Source organism: Phaeobacter sp. A36a-5a (assembly GCF_037911135.1).
Lineage (GTDB): Bacteria > Pseudomonadota > Alphaproteobacteria > Rhodobacterales > Rhodobacteraceae > Phaeobacter > Phaeobacter bryozoorum.
This window is the reverse complement of the sequence record NZ_JBBLYU010000001.1, coordinates 1,939,956-1,957,602: the sequence shown is the minus strand read 5'-3', so window position 1 is coordinate 1,957,602 and position 17,647 is coordinate 1,939,956. Positions and strand designations below refer to the sequence as shown.

The window sequence follows — 17,647 nt, the reverse complement described above, 5'->3', positions numbered from 1 at the left end:
ACGCTCCGTTCAGCGCAGCGCGGCGCAGAAGGCCTGAATGCGGCGGCAGGCCTCGGTCAGGACGTCATCGGCCGCAGCGTAGCTGATGCGGAAGTTCGGCGACAACCCATAGGCGGCGCCATGGACCACGGCCACATTGGCCTCCGCCAGCAGCGCCTTGGCAAAGGCCTCGTCGTCGGTGATCTTGACGCCCCCGGCAGAGGTCCGCCCGATCAGCGCATGGATGGAGGGGTAGACATAGAAGGCCCCATCCGGCACCGGGCAGGCTACGCCTTCGATCTGGCTGAGCATCGAAATCACCAGATCGCGGCGACGGCGGAACACAGCGGTATTGGGCAGGATGTAATCCTGGGTGCCATTCAGCGCCTCAACCGCAGCCCATTGGCTGATGGTGCAGGGGTTCGATGTGGATTGCGACTGGATCTTGCGCATCGCGTCGATCAGATGCTTGGGACCGGCGGCATAGCCGATCCGCCAGCCGGTCATCGCATAGGCTTTGGAGACACCATTGCAGGTCAGCGTGCGGTCATAGAGCCGCGGTTCGATCTGCGCCGGTGTGCAGAAGGTGAAATCATCGAACACCAGATGCTCATACATGTCATCGGTCATCACCCAGACATGCGGGTGGCGCAGCAGCACCTCGGTCAGCGCCTTCAGCTCCTCCGGGTGGTAGCCGGCCCCGGTCGGGTTCGAGGGTGAGTTGAAGATGAACCATTTGGTCTGCGGCGTGATTGCCTCCTCCAGCTGGGCCGGGGTGATCTTGAACCCGGTCTCCAGCGAGGAGTCGACACAGACCGGCGTGCCACCGGCCAGCCGCACCATATCCGGGTAGGACACCCAATAGGGGGTCGGGATCACCACCTCATCGCCGGGATTGAGCGTTGCCATCAGCGCATTGTAGAGGATCTGCTTGCCGCCGGTGCCAACCGAAACCTGCGCGGGGGTATACTCCAACCCGTTGTCGCGGGCGAATTTATCGCAGACCGCCTGCTTCAGCTCGGGGATGCCGTCGGGGGCGGTGTATTTGGTCTTGCCTGCCTGAATGGCACGGATCGCGGCGTCCTTGATATTGTCGGGCGTGTCAAAGTCAGGCTCACCGGCGCTCAGGCCGATCACGTCACGGCCCGCCGCACGCAGTTCAGCGGCCAGCGTGGTGACGGCGATCGAGGGTGACGGTTTGACGCGGGAGAGGCTATCGGACAGAAATTGCATGGAAAGACCTCTGTTTGAATGTCATCTAGAACTGTCATAGGGTGCCGCTAACTCCCGATCAAGCGGGATCAGGAGACAGACAAACCGATAGGCCAACAGGAGCGGGCAAATGAGCAACGACGACATGAATTGGTATGGCCCCGACGCGGCAACCTTTGGTGACCGGGTGGCCGCTGCACGCGATGCAGCAGGCATGACCCAGGCGCAGCTGGCCCGTCGGCTGGGCATCAAGAAATCGACCCTGACCGGCTGGGAACAGGATCGGTCGGAACCGCGCGCCAACAAGCTGTCGATGATGGCGGGGCTGCTGAATGTGTCGATGCGCTGGCTGCTGACCGGCGAAGGCGAAGGCATGGAAGCCCCGGCTGGCGAACAGATGCCGCAGGACCTGGCGGCGGTGATGACCGAGCTGCGCCAGCTGCGCGAGGATCTGCGCAGCAATGCTGACCGGGCGGCGCGGCTGGAAAAACGCCTGCGCCTGGTGATGGAAGGCAGCGCACAATGAGCGAACTGCCTGCCCACCGGCTGAAGCGGTTGCAGATGCGCTCGATGCGGCGCGGAATCAAGGAGATGGATATTCTTCTTTCCGCCTATGCCGAGCGGACACTGGCCACGATGGGCCCGGCGGATCTTGATCTCTACGACCTGCTTTTGCAGGAGAATGATCAGGATCTGTACCAGTGGGTGACTGGGCAGGTGGCGGCGCCGGATCGGTTCTCGGCGCTGATTGACGACATAGCGCAAACTCATCAAAAAGAATAAAATTTCAGCTTAACGGATTTTTCGGGAATTTTCCGCATTGTTGCTCTCAGACACCATCGAGTCGGAGATGCGGATGAGTATGGAAATGCCAATCGGCCAGCAGGACACCAAAGGGTTCATGACTGGCTACCTTGAGGCGCTCGCAATGGTTGAGCGTCTTCACCGTCTGCTGCTGGACGTCATCAAGGACGAGTTTGAGCGTGTCGGCGTGCTGGAGATCAATGCGGTTCAGGCACTGCTGCTGTTCAATATCGGCAACAATGAGGTCACGGCGGGCGAATTGAAATCACGCGGCTACTATCAGGGCAGCAATGTCAGCTACAACCTGAAGAAACTGGTCGAGATGGGCTATATGCACCACCAGCGTTGCGAGATTGATCGCCGTTCGGTCCGGGTGCGCCTGACCGAGCGCGGTCGCGAGATTCGTGATATTGTTGCGGCGCTGTTTGCGCGCCACGCAGAAGGCCTGGAAGGCAAAGCTGTGATCAGCAGCGAGGGCATCGCGGATATCACAGCCTCGCTGAAGCGGGTGGAGCGTTACTGGTCAGACCAGATCCGCTACATCTATTGAGCCAGGTTTTGCACGCCTGAAACGGGGCGTGTTCCATCGGTCGCAACGCATATCCCTCTCGGCAGAACGCCGACTATCACCGATATGCCTGACCCTTTTGATTTGCTGCGCGGCAGCTGATCTGACCAAGCCATACCGACGCTGACGGGGCAGAAGGCCGGGAGCGGAGCGGATCCGGGGACCAGAAGGCCCATCAGGCTTGGACCATCTTTTCGGACAGCAGCATGGCGGACACACCACCGGGGCAACCGGCTGGTGCAATTTTGCGTGCCCTGCGGGTTGGCATGCCCTGATGGTGCGGCTGGGGCGTGCGGTGCGGCTGGGGCGTGCGCGCAGGGCGGCACAGATATGCCGCAGAGGTCAAGCGCCGCGCTGTCAGGCGCCGGGAGGACAGGGCGCGCGATGATGGTGCTGCCCTCCTGGCGGTTGCGGCTTACCAGCTGCCGGTGTTTTCCATGCTGGCCCAGGGTTCTGCCGGGTCCAGCGCGTCGCCGTTTTGCAGCAGTTCGATCGAGATATTATCGGGCGAGCGGACAAAGGCCATGTGGCCGTCGCGCGGCGGGCGGTTGATGGTGACACCATTGTCCATCAGATGCTGGCAGGTGGCGTAAATATCATCCACACCATAGGCCAGATGGCCGAAATGGCGGCTGTCGCTGGGCAGGCCATCATCGCCGTCCCAGTTATAGGTCAGCTCGATCGGGGTTTCTTCCTGCCCTTCGGCGGCCATGAAGATCAGCGAGAAGCGGCCTTTTTCGCTGTCGTAGCGTCGGGTCTCCTTGAGACCCAGCAGCTGGTAGAAGGCCATGGATGTCTCCAGGTCTTTGACGCGAACCATAGTGTGCAGATATTTCAGTGGCATCGGTGTGTTCCTCATGTCAGGATGGCTGGCCCAGGGGCGCGGCCTCGTGTCAGATATCTCAGGCCCCTGACCATAATGCGTCCGGAGCCGGTGACCAGAGCGATTGCGGGATCCGCTTAGAATTTGGACTGAACACCCAGCGAGAGCGATAGCTCGCGCGACTGGAAACGGCTGTGATTGCTGTCTTTTTTGCCCGCGCGCAGGCGCAGCGTCGGGGCAAATCCGGCATAGTCGTAGTCCTCGAAGAAGAGGTTTACATCGGCATAATAGGACCGGTCTTCGCGGCCATCGGCCAGGTAGCGGGCGGGAAAGCCTGCGATGAACTGCGGGTAGTCGGATTGGCCAAGGATCAGTCCGGTGCTGATTTTGGCCGGCCCCAGCGGTTTGGCGAAGTGATAGCCGAGCCGCAGCGTGGCGCTGCGGCTGGAGGTGTTCACATGGCCCGATCTGCTGTCGCGCAGCGCAAGGCTGACGTCGATCTGATCGCCATTTTGCAGCGCGCGATTGACACGGAGGCCCATGCCGAACACCTCGCCATCCTGCGAGGGGCCGCGCGGGTCGAGCCGCTGTTCTGCCATGCCATCCAGTGTCAGTCCGGTGCGCGCCGACAGCTGCCAGCTGCGCCGGGCGGTCAGTTTGACCAGATCATAGCTTTTGTCGCCGCCATACCAGGCGGTCCCAAAGCTGAGCCCGAGGGCGGCGGAGCCTTTGCGTTCGGGCGGGCCAGCGGCAAAGGCATGGGTCAGGGTGATCTCGCCGTAGGTCGATCCGAATTCGCTGTTGCGCGGCACCGTGGTGCCGGACTGCTGGGCGAGGGGGGCGGCCTTGGCCTTGGCGGCTGACGACAGTGCCACCCGCTGGACATAGCCGCGCGCGCTCAGCGTGGTGAGGCTGCTGCGGCTTTCCCGCAGGCGGTAGCCGATCGCGGCATCGAGCACGGCAACGGTCCCCTCCAGTGCCACCGACCGGGGACCAAACCGGCCCAGTGTCGGCACGCCGTCGATCACTTCCAGCGTGTTGTCGGCGCCGTTGTTGACGTTGTTTGAGGGCTTCAGCTCACCGCGCAGTTGGAAGGACCAGGGGTTGATCCGCCGCAGGACCTTATAGTCGGCGGCGATGCGTGTTTCGCTGATCTCATCGGGGGCGTGAATGGCGGTGCGGCGCAGCCAGACCTGCGCCAGCGTCGGCCGGGCGTCCTGCACCGCCAGCCGTGCGGCCAGCTGGGCTGCGCGGAATTTGCCTGCGCTGTCGGGGGCAAAGCGATAGGCGCGCGCCGCAGAGCGGCGCCCGGCGCCGGGCGATTTCAGCTGCGCCTGCGCGGCGGCCCGCAGGTACCAGGCCAGGTGATCGCGCCGGTCGGCCCGCAAGAGGGCGCGGGTCAGGTCCAGCGTCAGCTCCGGTTTGCCGGTGCCAAGGGAATGCGCCGCCAGCAGGCGGCCCTGTTCCAGGCTGAGATGTTGTTCGGGGGTCGGCTCGGTCGCCGTTGCCGGCGCTGCGTGCAGCAGCGCCAGCGTCAGGGCTGCGGCCAGACAGCGCCGCATGAGATCAGGGTACCGGCTGATCGCAGACGGCCGAACTTTCTGCGGTGCCACATTGGCCCAGAACAAAGATCCCGTATTCCTCGATGCCGTCGATATTCTCGACGTGGTTCTGGGCAAAGACGGACCCGGCAACCGATGTGGCATCGGTCCCGGCGAAGATGCCGCCATAGGTGCCGACATTGGTGCGGGTGCCGTTGACCACCTGCGAGGCGGTGCCGGTAAAGGTGCCATTGTCGGCAATATCGGTGGGCGCGAGGTCAAGTGTCACCAGCGTCTGCGGGGTGCCGCCCGCTGTGGTCGGCTCAATCTGGCGGTTGTAGATGGTGCCATTGACGACATTGTCGCGGAAATCGGCATTGACGAAGGCATCGCCGGTGACCTCGGCCGACTGGGCTGGGCGAATGTCAGCCGGAGTGCCGGGGGCGACGGGCAGCAGATCGCCGCCATCGCCTGCGATGTTCATCAGGCCCACGTAGGTGCCAGCATAGCTCACCACACCTCCGGAGGCGACGTCTTCGGTCGGGGCGGAATAGCCGCCGCGACGGCCAAAGCTGGTGCCGGCAAAATAATAGGAGAACTGACCGCCGGTGGCGACGGCCACTGCAAAGCCGCCGTTTTCGATTTCACGGACATAGGCGGTGACATGACGGTCAAGCGAGCTGTCCTGCGCGGTATAGGCCTGATAGCCCTCGCGGTCGAGCGCCGGGCGGCGGCGGTAGTTGGCGGAAAACGGTGTGTCGTCAAGGCTGAGACCGCTGATCACCAATGTGCCCGCAGCGGCGTCATAGGCGACGCTATCAACGTCAGATGCCAGCACTTCGGGGACAATCGGATCGGTGGTGCCACCATCGGTATCATCCCCCGTGTCAAAGGGGTTGGTGCCCCCGCCACATGCCGACAGCAGCGTTGCTGCCGCAAGTCCAAGCATTGCCCGCTTCATATGAACTGACCTCAAATTTTCTTTGTTTGCGGCAGTGTCTTGTCATGGTTGCGGAAAGTCAATTGAATTGCCGCGCCGCCTGGGCTGTCCGCAGCCGACCGTGGCGCATCGGTGACCTTTTTGTTGCGGGGTGCGCGGGGCAGGGCAAGCCGCTAGGGTGTGGATCAGCTGCGCCACTTTGGGGGCAGATGTCCGAGTGGATATCGGGCAGGTGTCTGGCCGGCTGTCTGGCCGACTGTCTGGGCAGGTGTCTGGGTGCGGGGCGCCCTGCGGCTACGGCTTACACACTCTTGAGATCGGGGGCGGCGGCAGGCTAGACAGAGGAGAAAACCTGCGGGCGCGCTCTGCGCCCCGACGGCAGGCAGATCACGAGGGAGAGATCGCAATGCGCCAGTACCATGAGGCCCTGCAGTATATTCTGGAACACGGCGAGGCCAGCAGTGACCGCACCGGCACCGGGACCATCTCCTGTTTCGGGATGCAGACCCGCTATCCGCTGGCCGATGGATTCCCGCTGGTGACCACCAAGAAGCTGCATCTGCGTTCCATCATCCACGAGCTTTTGTGGTTCCTGTCCGGCGACACCAATATCGGCTACCTGAAGGACAATGGCGTGTCGATCTGGGACGAATGGGCGGATGAGAATGGCGACCTCGGGCCGGTCTATGGCCATCAGTGGCGGCATTTTCCACGGCTTGAGCTGGTCCCCGGCACCAGCGGCGATGAGCCGCTTTATCGGGCGGGCACGGTCGATCAGATTGCGCAGCTGGTGGAGATGATCCGCAAAAGCCCCGACAGCCGCCGCCTGATTGTCACCGCCTGGAACCCCGGCGACGTGCCCGATATGGCGCTGCCGCCCTGCCATACCCTGTGGCAGGTGCGGGTGCAGGGGCGGCGGATGCACCTGCAGCTCTACCAGCGGTCGGCAGACATGTTTCTCGGGGTGCCGTTCAACATCGCCTCTTATGCGCTGCTGCTGAAGATGCTGGCGCATGTGACCGGCTATGAGGCGGGGGATTTCATCCATACCATCGGTGATGCCCATATCTATTCCAACCATATGGATCAGGTGACCCTGCAATTGTCGCGTACGCCGCAGCCGCTGCCGGAGCTGCGCATCACGCGCGACGTGCCCTCCATTTTTGACTTCAAATATGACGATTTCGAAGTGCTGAATTACACCCCCGATCCGGGCATCAAAGCTCCGGTTGCGGTTTGAGAGAGGACTGACATGATCACGCTTATTGTTGCCCGCGACCAGAATGGCGCCATTGGCAAGGACAATACGATCCCCTGGCAGGCGCCGGAGGATTTGAAGTCTTTTCAGCGCGAAACGCTGGGCGGGGCTTTGATCATGGGGCGCAATACCTGGGACAGCCTGCCGGTGAAGCCGTTGAAGAACCGGCTTAATCTGGTGGTGTCCTCAAACCCGGATGCCGCCGATCTGGTCTGCCCCAGCATCGAGGCCGCCCTGGCGGAGGCGCGCGCGCAGGGCTATCACCGGATTTACGGCATTGGCGGCGCGCGGATCTACGAAGGTCTGATGGAGATCGCTGACCGGATGCTGATCACCGAGGTCGAGACCGAGGTCGAGGACGCCGATACCTATTTCCCGCCGTTCCGGGCCGGGCAGTGGGGGATCGCCAGCCAGACCCAGATCCGCAGCGAGGCACCGGCCTGCGTGGTGGTGGAGTACATGCGCCGCTAGGTCTGTGCCGCGCGCCGGTCTGTCACAGCTCAGATCACCGGCAGCTCTGGCGCCGCACGGGTGCTGAGCAGGCGCCCCCCCTGCGGCGTCACCACGATGTTTTCCTCATGGACCATCATCAGCCCGTCGCCATAGGACAGCGATGGCTCCAGCGTCAGGACCATGTTCTCTTGCAGCTCGGTGGTGTCAAAGGCGGCGTGTGAGGGCTGTTCGGTCAGCTGCAAGCCCAGCCCGTGACCCAGACGGCCAATGTCGCCGCCGCTGTCGTCCATCTCTGCAATCACCGCAGACATCGCCTGAAACAGATCGCGGCAGCTGTTGCCGGGGCGGGCGGCGGCCAGTCCGGCTTCGGTTGCGCGCCACAGCACATCATAGGCGCGGCGCGCGGTGTCATCGGCATGGCCAATTGCCCAGTTGCGGTCGAAATCGCAGTAATAGCCGTCCAGCACCATGCCGCTGTCCAGCATCAGGATATCCCCTGCCGCCAGCGGTGTGGCATCGGGCGGCGAGATCACATCGGCATAGCCGCCCTGCGCGCTGGCCCCGACCACATAGGGCGCGCCATCGGCCCCCTGCACCAGCGCCTCGCGGCGAAAGGTGCGGAACACCTCGTCCAGCGGCACATCTTCGCGGGCGAACTCCGGCACCGCGGCAAAGGTCGCAGAGCCAATGGCGCAGATCCGGGCGAGCTTGTCGATTTCCGCCGGGGATTTCACCATCCTCAGCCCCTGCACCAGCCCGGTTGCGTCGGCAATGCGAAGGTCGGGCAGGGCGTCCATCAGCCGTTCCCAGTCGCCCAGCGGCATCCGCAGATGGGTCTCATGTCCCTTCATCACGCCAAGCGTCTTCAGCGGCGACAGCGCCTCGACCAGCAGGCTGATGCCGTCATCTTCGGGCGCGGGCGCCGACCAGCAGCGAATATCGTCAAGCCAGCTGCGCCGCATCAGGCTGGCGCCGATTTCGGGAATGATGGCAATCGGTTTGCCGCTGGCGGGGATCAGCACAAACCACGGGCGCGTCGGGCTTTGCCAGAACAGCGTCTGAAAACCGGTGAAATACTGCACGTCGGGTTCGGTCATCAAGAGCAGCGCGTCGAAACCGGCTTCGGCCATACGGGCCTGTGCCCGCCTGGTACGGGCGGCGTATTCTGTTTCGGGAAATCCGCGCATCGCGAGAGGTGCTGTCATGGTGATCTTCTTTGCAGGTGGACCGCCCGTCGGGCGTTAAGGGCTCAGAAACCGGCACCGGGAGGGCACCGGCCGGGGGCAGGGTGTCGGGGTCAGAGGGTTGGTGTCAGCGCGTGGCCGGGATGTTGGAAAATCTGCCCAAACCCCTGCAACTGATCGGTGATTCCGGCCCTGCGCAGGCAGGACCACATCAGCGCCTGATTGGACGTGATCACCGGCTTGCCTGCGGCCTGTTCGATCTCATCCACCACCTCAAGCGCGCGAATGCCGCTACAGGAGAGAAAGATCGCATCGGCCTCCGGCTGATCAATCTCCAGCGCAAATTCCTTCCAGTAGGAGGGTTCGACCCGGCCGAACTCCAGACCTGTTTCCAGCCGCAGCCCCTGAATGTCGAGGATATCAAAGCCGGCCGCCAGCAGATATTCCGCCTCGGCGGTGTTGATATCGTCAAGATAGGGCGTGCCGACCACGATCCGCTTGGCGCCGACTTCGCGCAGCGCGTCCATGACGCCGGTAACAATGGTCATCGGCTGCGTCTGCGGCGCGCCCTTGCGGATTTCGCGAAAGACGTTCTCTTCCCGGCAGACAATCGAGCCGGAGGTGCAGCAATAGGCGATGACCTCGGGGTTCATATCCGGTTGCAGCCGGCCGGCCGCCTCGGCCATGTGGTCGATGTGCCGCGCCAAGGTCTCGTTGGTGGTGTAGTCATCGGTCCTGAGCCGGGTGATATGCACGCCGACCCCTTCGGGGGCCATGGCAAAGAGGTCGGTTTCGCAGGCCAGATCGGTGGACATCAGGATAAAGCCGAGACTGGCGCGATGGGCGGCGCCCTTGCCCATCAGCGGGGTGCGGGGGCTTGACTGAACGGTTTGACCGGATTGAAACATCTGAGAAGGTACCTCGCTGTCGGCTCGTGGCCTGTTGACGTTGCGCTGTGAGGAGGAGGGAGGGCTGGCCTCTGCGGGCCGGTGCGGCTGCGGAGTCAGCCCGCGTCTGTCTGGTCCAGAACCGTCCGGGCGGCGCGGAAACACTCCAGCCCCTGCGGAACGCCGCAATAGATCGCAACCGCGTGGATAATCGCGCGGATCTCTTCGCGGCTGACACCATTGTTCACCGCCCCCCGGCAATGCAGCTCCCATTCGTGCATCTTGCCAAGCGCGCCGATCATGGCAAGATTCATCATCGACCGGGTCTTGGCATCTATCGTGTCATCGCCCCAGCCAAAGCCCCAGCACCATGCGGTCATCGCCTCCTGAAAGGGGCGGGTGAACTCATCCGCGGCGGCGAGGTTCTTTTCCACATATGCCGCGCCAAGGGTGGCCTTGCGCTGCTCCAGACCCTTCAGGAACAGATCCTCGTCAAAGGTGCTGGTCCGGTGGGCTGTGGCGCCGGGTGTGTCAGGTGTCGTTGGACGGCTCATCTGCTGGCTCCTTCAGGAAGCGTTCGGCCGTGCGGGCAGCATCGGCGATATGGGTCTCAACCGCCCGGCACGCGGCCTCAGGGTTGCGGCTGAGAATGGCATCGTGAATGGCGGTCATATGGCTCATGCCGGAGGTTTCGCGGTCCTTTGCCGCGATGGTAAGGGCGCGCAACCGGCTGATCCGACCGTTCAGCCGCTGCACGATATCCCAGGCAATCGTATGGCCGGCCTCAAGGAATATGAGCTGGTAAAAGCCGGTGGTGGCGCGCAACAGATGGCCCCATTCGGTGTCACTCATCGACGCCTCGACCTCGGCAAGCGCGCGGCTGAGGTCGGCGGCAAACTCCGGCCGCTGCACCTCGGCGCTGGCCGCTGCCGCTGCCGCTTCCAGCTGGCGGCGCACATCGTAGATCTGCCGCGCCTGATCCCAGGTCAGGCGGGCCACGACCGGGCCGCGATTGGGGATGATCTCGACCAGCCCTTCAGCCTCAAGGTAGCGGATCGTCTCGCGGATCACGGTGCGACTCACACCCAGCTGATCGCAGAGCGGGCGTTCCACCAGCCGCTCACCGGGGGCGAAATGGCCGTCGATGATCGCCTCCCGCATCCGTTCCTGCACGATATCGCGCAGGGTTTGCGGGGCTTTTTCGATTTTGCGGAGCGTTGTCTGGCTGGGTTCCATGGGATTTCCATAGCAGCGCGTCTGGGCTGCGGCAAGTATGATTGACATATCGTATAATGGTATACCATGATACCGCAGCACTGCCGATCAGGAGATTCCCATGCCCGCCATCATCCGCAAAACCCTGCTTCACGTCGAAAAGACCCTGATCGAAGGCGGCAAGGCGGCGCCGGTGCCGCTGACGCTGATTGCCGCCATCGCCGTTATTCGCAATCCTTGGGCAGGGCAGGGTTTTGTCGAGGATCTGACGCCGCAGATCCGGGACTGCGCGCCCGGTCTGGGCACCCTGCTGACCGGGATGATTCTGGAGGCCGCAGGCGGTGGTGACCGGGTCGAGGGCTATGGCAAATCCGCGATCGTTGGGATGAACGGCGAGGTGGAGCACGCCTCCGCCCTGATCCACACACTGCAATTCGGCAATCCCTACCGCAGCGCTGTGGGGGCCAAATCCTACCTGTCATTCTGCAATACGCGCGGGCCTGCCAATGCGCCGCTGATGATCCCGCTGATGGATAAATGCGATGGCGGCAGACGGTCGCATTACCTCACCATCCAGACCTCCGTCGCCGATGCGCCCGGTGCCGATGAGGTGCTGATCGCGCTTGGCGCGTCGATCGGCGGGCGGCCGCATCACCGGATCGGCGACCGCTATCAGGATCTGAAAGAGCTTGGCAATGATGTCGACAACCCTGCAGCTGTCTGAGCCCACCCGCAGCGTCGCGCTGCGCGACTGCGGGCAGGGGCCTGCGCTGGTGCTCCTGCACGGTGTCGGAATGCAATCGGCAGCCTGGGGACCGCAGATTGAGGATCTGAGCCGGACCCATAGGGTGATTGCGCCGGATCTGCCGGGGCATGGCGGCAGCGCGCCGCTGCCTGCGGACAGCGAACTGCCGGATTTCGTGGCCTGGCTCAGGGATGTGCTGCGGGCGCTGGACCTCGGCCCGGTCAGTCTGGCGGGCCATTCGATGGGGGCGCTGATCGCGGCCGGTTTCGCAGTGAGCCACCCGGCGCTGACCACACGGGTGGCGCTGTTGAACGGCGTCTTCTGCCGTGATCCGGCGGCGCGGGCGGCCGTTCAGTCCCGCGCCGCTGAGATCGCTGCGGGTCGCTGCGATCTGGACACGCCGCTGGCCCGCTGGTTCGGCGACAGCCCGACCGATATCGACGCCCGCGACCGGGTTGCGGGTTGGCTGAAATCGGTTGATCCCGCAGGCTATGCCACCGCCTATGCGGCTTTTGCGCGGGGCGATGCGACCTATGCCGGACGGCTGGCCGAGATTGCCTGTCCATTTCTGGCCATCACCGGCGATGGCGATCCCAATTCCACGCCCGAGATGTCGCAGGCCATGGCGCTGCGGGTGCGCCGGGGGCGTGCGGTGACCATCACCGGGCACCGCCATATGGTGAACCTGACCGCGCCGGATCTGGTCACCGCCGAACTGCGCAACTGGCTCGCCACGCCCACCCCTGAGGAGTATCCGTCATGACACCCCTTGATCCACGCGCCCTGCGTCAGGCCTTTGGCAGCTTCATGACCGGGGTGACGGTGGTCACCTCCCATGATGCCGGGGGTCGGCCCATCGGGTTCACCGCAAATTCCTTTACCTCCGTTTCGCTGGATCCGCCGCTGCTGCTGGTCTGTCTGGCCAATAGTTCGCGCAACTACGACGCGCTGGTCGGCGGCGAGGGGTTTGCCGTCAATGTGCTGGCGGAGACGCAGATCGAGATTTCCAATACCTTTGCCCGCCCGGCTGAGGACCGGTTTGCGGGCATCAGCTGGCACCGGGGGCCTGCGGGCTCGCCGCTGATCGACGGGGTGTCGGCCTGGTTCGATTGCAGCCTGCACAAGACGGTTGAGGCGGGCGATCATGTGATCCTGATCGGCGAGGTCCGCGCCTTTGGCACCGGCACCAGCCCCGGGCTTGGCTATGCGCGCGGTGCCTATGTGACGCCTGCAATGACCGCAGAGGCGGCGGTGGCCGGTCCAGATCTGGTGATCTCGGCCCTGATCGAGCGCGACGGCGCGGTGCTGCTGGTCGATGACGGATACGGCGGATCTACGTTGCCGGAGGCCTTGGTCGATGCCGAAGGCGCTGCCGCAACCATGCGCCGACTGATCGCCGAAACAGGGCTGAGCGGCGAGCCGGGCTTTGTCTATTCGATCTATGAGGACGTTGCCCGCAAACGCCAGCATATCGCCTTTCTGTGCCATGGCGCCACCGGCACCCCGTCGCGCGGGGTCTTTGTGCCGCTGGACAGCAGCGCGCTGGACGATGTCAGCGATCCGGCGATCCTTGCCATGCTGGACCGTTTCACCCGCGAGGCGGCTCTCGGCGATTTCGGCATCTATTCAGGCAATCAACGCAGCGGCGAAATCCGCCAGATCGCATAACGGCAGGTGGCATCATGCGCTTTTCTCTTTTTGTCCATATGGAACGCACCTCGGCGGAGCAGGACCAGCGGGATCTCTACGATGATTTCGTCACCCTGGCCAAAATCGCCGATCAGGGCGGGATGCACGCGGTCTGGACGGGGGAGCATCACGGGATGGACTTCACCATCGCGCCGAACCCTTTCCTGAACCTTGTCGATCTGGCGCGCCAGACCCGCAACGTGCGGCTTGGCACCGGCACCATCATCGCGCCGTTCTGGCATCCGATCCGCCTTGCAGGGGAGGCGGCGATGACCGATATGATCTTGGACGGGCGGCTGGAGCTCGGCATTGCGCGCGGCGCCTATAGCTACGAATACGAACGGATGGTGCCGGGCATGGATGCCTGGGATGCAGGCCAGCGGATGCGCGCGCTGATCCCGGCGCTACGGGGGCTGTGGCAGGGCGATTACGCGCAGGAGGGGACCTATCATTCCTTTCCGGCCACCACCTCCTCGCCCAAACCGCTGCAACCGGGCGGCCCACCGATCTGGGTCGCCGCCCGCGATCCCAACAGCCATGAATTTGCCGTTGCCAATGGCTGCCATGTGCAGGTGACACCGCTGTGGCAGGGGGATGAGGAAATCACCCGGCTGATGGAGACGTTCAAGGCCGCCTGCGCCAAATTCCCGGATATGCCGCGTCCGGATATCATGCTGTTGAACCACACCTATATTGCCGCCGATGCCGCCGACGCCCAGCAGGCAGCGGAGGAGATCAACCGGTTTTACTGCTACTTCGGCGCCTGGTTCAAAAACGAACGGCCCGTGTCGCAGGGGCTGATCGCGCCGTTGAGCGAGGCGGAAATTGCCGCCCATCCGTTCTATTCGCCCGAGGCGATGCTGCGTGACAATGTGATCGCCACCGCCGAAGATGCGATTGCGCGGATCAAAGGTTATGAGGCGCTGGGGTACGATGAATATAGTTTCTGGATCGACAGCGGCATGAGTTCTAAGCGCAAGCGCGCCTCGCTTGAACGGTTCATTCGCGACGTCATGCCGGCCTTTGCCTGAAGGGGATCACCATGCAGCAGTTCCAGCAGTATATCGGCGGGGTGTTCTCGGATGGCTCCGCCCGTTTCGAGAGCCGCGATCCGGCAACCGGCGAGGTCTGGGCGATGATGCCAGAGGCCCGCGCGGCGGATGTGGAGGCGGCCGTGGCAGCGGCCCGTGCCGCGTTCCACGCACCGGACTGGGCGGGCATCACCGCCAGCGCGCGTGGCAGGCTGCTTTACCGGCTGGCGGATCTGATTGCCGAAAACGCCGAAACCCTGGCCCGGATCGAGACCCGCGATACCGGCAAGATCATTCGCGAAACCTCGGCCCAGATCGCCTATGTGGCTGAGTATTACCGCTACTACGCGGGCCTCGCCGACAAGATCGAAGGCGCCCATCTGCCGATCGACAAACCGGATATGGAAGTCTGGCTGCGCCGCGAGCCGCTTGGGGTGGTGGCGGCGGTGGTGCCGTGGAATTCGCAGCTGTTTCTGGCCGCGGTGAAGATCGGCCCGGCGCTGGCGGCGGGCTGTACCGTGGTGCTGAAGGCATCGGAGGAAGCCCCGGCGCCGATGCTGGAATTCGCCCGCATCTTTGATCAGGCCGGTTTTCCGCCGGGGGTGCTCAATGTGATCACCGGCTTTGGCGCCGACTGTGGCGCGGTGCTGACGGCCCATGCCGGGATTGACCACGTGGCCTTTACCGGCGGGCCGGAGACCGCGCGCCAGGTGGTGCGCAACTCGGCTGAGAACCTTGCCTCCACCTCGCTGGAGCTGGGCGGCAAATCGCCCTTCATCGTATTTGAGGACGCCGATATCGACAGTGCGGTGAATGCGCAGGTCGCCGGGATCTTTGCCGCCACCGGGCAGAGCTGCGTTGCGGGCTCCCGGCTGATCATCTCAAACCGGATCAAGGCGGATTTTCTGCGCCGTCTGACGGAAAAGGCCGAAAGCGCCCGGATCGGTGCACCGGACGCGCCGCAGACCGAGATCGGCCCGCTCTGCACCGGCGCGCAGATGCGCCGGGCGGAGGATTTGCTGGCGGCCTCGGTTGCGGCGGGCGCGCGGATCGTGACTGGCGGGCAGCCGTTGCCGCGGGCCGGTCACTTCTTTCCGCCAACCATCGTGGATTGCAGCAACGCGCCGCAGGCGCCCTGTCTGAGCGAGGAATTCTTTGGCCCGGTCCTGTCGGTGTGCGGTTTTGACACCGAGGCCGAGGCGCTGGCGCTGGCTAATGACACCGCCTTTGGTCTTGCTTCCGGGGTGTTTACCCGCGACCTGACCCGCGCCCATCGCATGATCCGCGGCATTCGTGCCGGCATTGTCTGGGTCAATACCTATCGCGCGGTCAGCCCCATCGCCCCCTTTGGCGGCCACGGGCTATCCGGCCATGGCCGCGAGGGCGGGCTACAGGCGGCGCTGGATTACACAAGGGTAAAGACGGTCTGGCTGCGCACCAGCGACGATCCGATCCCGGATCCCTTTGTGATGCGCTAGGTGATGCGCTGTCGCAGGCGACGGAGTGGCTGCGCGCAAGGGGGAACCCCGGCGCAGCCGGAGTGTGTTCACAGTGGGCGGATGTCGCTGGCCATCTGGCGACCGTCACGCCCTTCGGTCATTTCAAAATCGACTTTCTGATTATCTGTCAGCCCGGTCAGCCCGGATCGCTCAACCTGAGAGATGTGCACAAACACATCCTTGCCGCCGCCTTCAGGCTCGATAAAGCCATAGCCCTTGGTTGTATTGAACCATTTCACGGTGCCACTCGCCATGTTCCCGTGTCTCCTTCCTGCTAGTGAGCCGCCCTGAATACACGATAATTTCGCGGCGCAGAGCGGGGTGATCGGTTTTGCCGCAGTGCGCAGACAAAACAGGCCGGGGAAGTTGTCCCAACCCGGTTTCAACTTTTGCACGGACCATGTAAAAATCAAGCAAAACAGTGCGGCTCTACCATAAATTGTGCTGAGCTGCCCCCTCGGGAAAGGAAAAAACGTGCAACTCTATGGATTGAAGACCTGTGACACCTGCCGCAAGGCGCTGAAACAGCTGCCGCAGGCGGAGCTGGTGGATGTGCGCGCCGATGGGGTGCCGGAGGCGATTTTGCAGGCCGCACTGGCGCAGTTCGGCGACCGGCTGGTCAACACACGTTCCACCACATGGCGCGGGTTGAGCGAGGCAGAGCGGGCGGGGGAGCCGCTGGATCTGTTGACGGCGCATCCGACGCTGATGAAACGTCCGCTGATCAGATCCGGTGACCATCTGCACCTCGGCTGGGACGCCAAAACCAAGGCCGCCCTTGGCGTCGAGGGCTAGAACCCCCATCTGCATATCGGATTAGGTAAGGAGAGCGGCAATGCGCAATGCAGCGCTGGTGCTGGGCATCGTGGCCGGGCTGATCGGCATGGTGGTGGGGTTTGCGGGCTATGGCTATACCGCCGCCGTGGAGTATTTTGGCGAAATCGACGGGGTGGCCCGGCAGGTCGACGATGTCGAACAACTGCGGCTCCTGGCCGTGATCTCGCCCATCCTTGCGCTGGCCGGTGGCGCGATGGCGCTGTCGCGGGCGCTCTGGGGCGGGGTGCTGCTGCTGGCCTCGGCGGCGGGGCTATATGCCGGGTTCGGGCTTAATGTCTTTACCATCTTCCCGATCTCGCTGGCGCTTCTTGGCGGGCTGCTGGCGCTTGCTGCCGGCAAACCGGATGAGCCGAAGGCGCATTTCTGAACCGGATCGAACGCAAGGAATGAAAAAAGGCGCCGCTGCGGATGCAGGGCGCCTTTTTATGTTTGAGGACTGGCCGGATCAGGCGGTGGCAGGCGCCGTGGCGCGCCGCGCCAGCGCATCAAGGGACAGCGGACCAGCCCCCTTGAACACCAGCACCAGCAGCAGGAAGGTCCACATCACCCGCTGGTCGACCAGACCAATGGCGTTGTCAAAGAGACTGCCCAGTTTCACGCCATGGCCGGTCACATCGACGATGGTCTGCACCCAGATGAAACCGATGGTGCCAAGAGCGGCCAGACGGGTGAGCAGACCAACAAGGATCAGCGCGGGCAGCACATATTCGGCGACAGTGCCGGCAAAGATCACCAGCCGCTGAAAGATATTGAGCTGGCTGACATCATAAAGCACCGCCTCGGCGGCCTTGGGGAAGATCTGACCAAAGGCGCCGGCAGAGGGCGAGAATATCGAACCATCCGTCTTCAGCCCGGCAGAGTTCCAGTAGTAGACCAAGAGCACCGCGGCAAAGACCAGCCGGGCCAGGGTCGGGACGATGATATCGGACAGCCGGTCAGCCTTGCCGAAGATCGAGGTATAGGAGGAAACAAGCGCGTGCAT

Annotated in this window: 22 protein-coding genes; 12 read left to right on the top strand and 10 right to left on the bottom strand. The window is 63.6% G+C overall.

Annotated features, from left to right (window positions below; translation table 11 throughout):
* Positions 1-9: 9 nt before the first annotated feature.
* On the bottom strand, positions 10-1,212 hold the full coding sequence (locus tag WLQ66_RS09135) for a pyridoxal phosphate-dependent aminotransferase (protein ID WP_340546007.1): 1,203 nt from the start codon (positions 1,210-1,212) through the stop codon (positions 10-12).
* A 109-nt stretch (positions 1,213-1,321) separates the two neighbouring features.
* On the opposite strand from WLQ66_RS09135, the gene WLQ66_RS09130 reads away from it, so the two are divergent.
* The 3 genes from WLQ66_RS09130 (at position 1,322) to WLQ66_RS09120 (ending at position 2,545) form a co-directional block, all read left to right on the top strand.
* On the top strand, positions 1,322-1,717 hold the full coding sequence (locus tag WLQ66_RS09130; protein WP_340546006.1) for a helix-turn-helix domain-containing protein: 396 nt from the start codon (positions 1,322-1,324) through the stop codon (positions 1,715-1,717).
* Positions 1,714-1,974, top strand: coding sequence for a succinate dehydrogenase assembly factor 2 (locus WLQ66_RS09125; RefSeq protein WP_340546005.1), 261 nt, complete (start codon positions 1,714-1,716; stop codon positions 1,972-1,974). Before WLQ66_RS09130 ends, WLQ66_RS09125 begins: the two co-directional genes overlap by 4 nt.
* A gap of 73 nt (positions 1,975-2,047) precedes the next feature.
* The gene (locus tag WLQ66_RS09120; RefSeq protein WP_340546004.1) at positions 2,048-2,545 is read left to right on the top strand and encodes a MarR family winged helix-turn-helix transcriptional regulator; all 498 of its coding nucleotides are present in this window, start codon (positions 2,048-2,050) and stop codon (positions 2,543-2,545) included.
* Between the two features lie 433 nt (positions 2,546-2,978).
* Here the strand turns inward: WLQ66_RS09120 and WLQ66_RS09115 are convergent, their stop codons facing one another.
* The 3 genes from WLQ66_RS09115 to WLQ66_RS09105 form a co-directional block, all read right to left on the bottom strand.
* Complete coding sequence (locus WLQ66_RS09115; RefSeq protein WP_340546003.1) at positions 2,979-3,407, bottom strand: VOC family protein; 429 nt, start codon at positions 3,405-3,407, stop codon at positions 2,979-2,981.
* Between the two features lie 116 nt (positions 3,408-3,523).
* Positions 3,524-4,948 (bottom strand): hypothetical protein, encoded by a 1,425-nt coding sequence (locus tag WLQ66_RS09110; protein WP_340546002.1) that lies wholly within the window; start codon positions 4,946-4,948, stop codon positions 3,524-3,526.
* Between the two features lie 4 nt (positions 4,949-4,952).
* Entirely contained in the window at positions 4,953-5,888 is a 936-nt protein-coding gene (locus WLQ66_RS09105; RefSeq protein ID WP_340546001.1) for a thymidylate synthase, read from the bottom strand.
* Positions 5,889-6,273: 385 nt separating this feature from the next.
* Here WLQ66_RS09105 and WLQ66_RS09100 point away from each other — a divergent pair, with 385 nt between their 5' ends.
* A complete protein-coding gene (locus WLQ66_RS09100; protein ID WP_340546000.1) occupies positions 6,274-7,107 on the top strand; it encodes a thymidylate synthase in 834 nt (277 codons plus the stop codon).
* A gap of 12 nt (positions 7,108-7,119) precedes the next feature.
* Positions 7,120-7,596, top strand: coding sequence for a dihydrofolate reductase (locus tag WLQ66_RS09095; protein WP_340545999.1), 477 nt, complete (start codon positions 7,120-7,122; stop codon positions 7,594-7,596).
* A gap of 29 nt (positions 7,597-7,625) precedes the next feature.
* Here WLQ66_RS09095 and WLQ66_RS09090 read toward each other — a convergent pair whose 3' ends face one another.
* From WLQ66_RS09090 to WLQ66_RS09075, 4 genes are all read right to left on the bottom strand, one after another.
* On the bottom strand, positions 7,626-8,783 hold the full coding sequence (locus tag WLQ66_RS09090) for a M24 family metallopeptidase (protein WP_340545998.1): 1,158 nt from the start codon (positions 8,781-8,783) through the stop codon (positions 7,626-7,628).
* 92 nt (positions 8,784-8,875) lie between these two features.
* Positions 8,876-9,670 (bottom strand): maleate cis-trans isomerase family protein, encoded by a 795-nt coding sequence (locus WLQ66_RS09085; RefSeq protein ID WP_340545997.1) that lies wholly within the window; start codon positions 9,668-9,670, stop codon positions 8,876-8,878.
* Positions 9,671-9,765: 95 nt separating this feature from the next.
* The gene (locus tag WLQ66_RS09080; RefSeq protein WP_340545996.1) at positions 9,766-10,203 is read right to left on the bottom strand and encodes a carboxymuconolactone decarboxylase family protein; all 438 of its coding nucleotides are present in this window, start codon (positions 10,201-10,203) and stop codon (positions 9,766-9,768) included.
* Positions 10,181-10,885: a GntR family transcriptional regulator gene (locus WLQ66_RS09075; protein WP_340545995.1), complete on the bottom strand. Its 705-nt coding sequence runs from the start codon at positions 10,883-10,885 to the stop codon at positions 10,181-10,183. The genes WLQ66_RS09080 and WLQ66_RS09075 overlap by 23 nt, the downstream gene beginning before the upstream one ends.
* A gap of 100 nt (positions 10,886-10,985) precedes the next feature.
* Here WLQ66_RS09075 and WLQ66_RS09070 point away from each other — a divergent pair, with 100 nt between their 5' ends.
* The 5 genes from WLQ66_RS09070 to WLQ66_RS09050 are packed head-to-tail and all read left to right on the top strand — an operon-like array spanning position 10,986 to position 15,807.
* Positions 10,986-11,588 (top strand): amino acid synthesis family protein, encoded by a 603-nt coding sequence (locus WLQ66_RS09070; RefSeq protein WP_340545994.1) that lies wholly within the window; start codon positions 10,986-10,988, stop codon positions 11,586-11,588.
* Positions 11,560-12,372 (top strand): alpha/beta fold hydrolase, encoded by an 813-nt coding sequence (locus WLQ66_RS09065; RefSeq protein WP_340545993.1) that lies wholly within the window; start codon positions 11,560-11,562, stop codon positions 12,370-12,372. The genes WLQ66_RS09070 and WLQ66_RS09065 overlap by 29 nt, the downstream gene beginning before the upstream one ends.
* Positions 12,369-13,277 carry a flavin reductase gene (locus WLQ66_RS09060; protein ID WP_340545992.1) on the top strand — a complete coding sequence of 303 codons (909 nt, stop codon included), beginning with the start codon at positions 12,369-12,371 and terminating at the stop codon, positions 13,275-13,277. The genes WLQ66_RS09065 and WLQ66_RS09060 overlap by 4 nt, the downstream gene beginning before the upstream one ends.
* 14 nt (positions 13,278-13,291) lie before the next feature.
* Positions 13,292-14,329 carry an LLM class flavin-dependent oxidoreductase gene (locus WLQ66_RS09055; RefSeq protein WP_340545991.1) on the top strand — a complete coding sequence of 346 codons (1,038 nt, stop codon included), beginning with the start codon at positions 13,292-13,294 and terminating at the stop codon, positions 14,327-14,329.
* Between the two features lie 11 nt (positions 14,330-14,340).
* Entirely contained in the window at positions 14,341-15,807 is a 1,467-nt protein-coding gene (locus WLQ66_RS09050; RefSeq protein WP_340545990.1) for an aldehyde dehydrogenase, read from the top strand.
* A gap of 68 nt (positions 15,808-15,875) precedes the next feature.
* Here the strand turns inward: WLQ66_RS09050 and WLQ66_RS09045 are convergent, their stop codons facing one another.
* Positions 15,876-16,082 (bottom strand): cold-shock protein, encoded by a 207-nt coding sequence (locus tag WLQ66_RS09045; RefSeq protein WP_340545989.1) that lies wholly within the window; start codon positions 16,080-16,082, stop codon positions 15,876-15,878.
* Between the two features lie 220 nt (positions 16,083-16,302).
* On the opposite strand from WLQ66_RS09045, the gene WLQ66_RS09040 reads away from it, so the two are divergent.
* Complete coding sequence (locus tag WLQ66_RS09040) at positions 16,303-16,623, top strand: arsenate reductase family protein (RefSeq protein ID WP_340545988.1); 321 nt, start codon at positions 16,303-16,305, stop codon at positions 16,621-16,623.
* 40 nt (positions 16,624-16,663) lie between these two features.
* A complete protein-coding gene (locus WLQ66_RS09035; protein ID WP_260102341.1) occupies positions 16,664-17,032 on the top strand; it encodes a hypothetical protein in 369 nt (122 codons plus the stop codon).
* Between the two features lie 78 nt (positions 17,033-17,110).
* Here the strand turns inward: WLQ66_RS09035 and WLQ66_RS09030 are convergent, their stop codons facing one another.
* The gene (locus WLQ66_RS09030; RefSeq protein WP_260102340.1) at positions 17,111-17,647 is read right to left on the bottom strand and encodes a DoxX family protein; all 537 of its coding nucleotides are present in this window, start codon (positions 17,645-17,647) and stop codon (positions 17,111-17,113) included.

Excerpts from the sequence above, each read along its gene's own strand:
- WLQ66_RS09085 (WP_340545997.1), bottom strand. The coding sequence starts at position 9,670 with ATGTTTCAATCCGGTCAAACCGTTCAGTCAAGCCCCCGCACCCCGCTG.
- WLQ66_RS09035 (WP_260102341.1), top strand. The coding sequence starts at position 16,664 with ATGCGCAATGCAGCGCTGGTGCTGGGCATCGTGGCCGGGCTGATCGGC.
- WLQ66_RS09120 (WP_340546004.1), top strand. The coding sequence starts at position 2,048 with ATGAGTATGGAAATGCCAATCGGCCAGCAGGACACCAAAGGGTTCATG.
- WLQ66_RS09065 (WP_340545993.1), top strand. The coding sequence starts at position 11,560 with ATGATGTCGACAACCCTGCAGCTGTCTGAGCCCACCCGCAGCGTCGCG.
- WLQ66_RS09080 (WP_340545996.1), bottom strand. The coding sequence starts at position 10,203 with ATGAGCCGTCCAACGACACCTGACACACCCGGCGCCACAGCCCACCGG.
- WLQ66_RS09075 (WP_340545995.1), bottom strand. The coding sequence starts at position 10,885 with ATGGAACCCAGCCAGACAACGCTCCGCAAAATCGAAAAAGCCCCGCAA.
- WLQ66_RS09030 (WP_260102340.1), bottom strand. The coding sequence starts at position 17,647 with ATGCACGCGCTTGTTTCCTCCTATACCTCGATCTTCGGCAAGGCTGAC.
- WLQ66_RS09130 (WP_340546006.1), top strand. The coding sequence starts at position 1,322 with ATGAGCAACGACGACATGAATTGGTATGGCCCCGACGCGGCAACCTTT.
- WLQ66_RS09090 (WP_340545998.1), bottom strand. The coding sequence starts at position 8,783 with ATGACAGCACCTCTCGCGATGCGCGGATTTCCCGAAACAGAATACGCC.
- WLQ66_RS09135 (WP_340546007.1), bottom strand. The coding sequence starts at position 1,212 with ATGCAATTTCTGTCCGATAGCCTCTCCCGCGTCAAACCGTCACCCTCG.
- WLQ66_RS09060 (WP_340545992.1), top strand. The coding sequence starts at position 12,369 with ATGACACCCCTTGATCCACGCGCCCTGCGTCAGGCCTTTGGCAGCTTC.
- WLQ66_RS09050 (WP_340545990.1), top strand. The coding sequence starts at position 14,341 with ATGCAGCAGTTCCAGCAGTATATCGGCGGGGTGTTCTCGGATGGCTCC.
- WLQ66_RS09095 (WP_340545999.1), top strand. The coding sequence starts at position 7,120 with ATGATCACGCTTATTGTTGCCCGCGACCAGAATGGCGCCATTGGCAAG.
- WLQ66_RS09115 (WP_340546003.1), bottom strand. The coding sequence starts at position 3,407 with ATGCCACTGAAATATCTGCACACTATGGTTCGCGTCAAAGACCTGGAG.
- WLQ66_RS09045 (WP_340545989.1), bottom strand. The coding sequence starts at position 16,082 with ATGGCGAGTGGCACCGTGAAATGGTTCAATACAACCAAGGGCTATGGC.
- WLQ66_RS09125 (WP_340546005.1), top strand. The coding sequence starts at position 1,714 with ATGAGCGAACTGCCTGCCCACCGGCTGAAGCGGTTGCAGATGCGCTCG.
- WLQ66_RS09070 (WP_340545994.1), top strand. The coding sequence starts at position 10,986 with ATGCCCGCCATCATCCGCAAAACCCTGCTTCACGTCGAAAAGACCCTG.
- WLQ66_RS09105 (WP_340546001.1), bottom strand. The coding sequence starts at position 5,888 with ATGAAGCGGGCAATGCTTGGACTTGCGGCAGCAACGCTGCTGTCGGCA.
- WLQ66_RS09055 (WP_340545991.1), top strand. The coding sequence starts at position 13,292 with ATGCGCTTTTCTCTTTTTGTCCATATGGAACGCACCTCGGCGGAGCAG.
- WLQ66_RS09100 (WP_340546000.1), top strand. The coding sequence starts at position 6,274 with ATGCGCCAGTACCATGAGGCCCTGCAGTATATTCTGGAACACGGCGAG.
- WLQ66_RS09110 (WP_340546002.1), bottom strand. The coding sequence starts at position 4,948 with ATGCGGCGCTGTCTGGCCGCAGCCCTGACGCTGGCGCTGCTGCACGCA.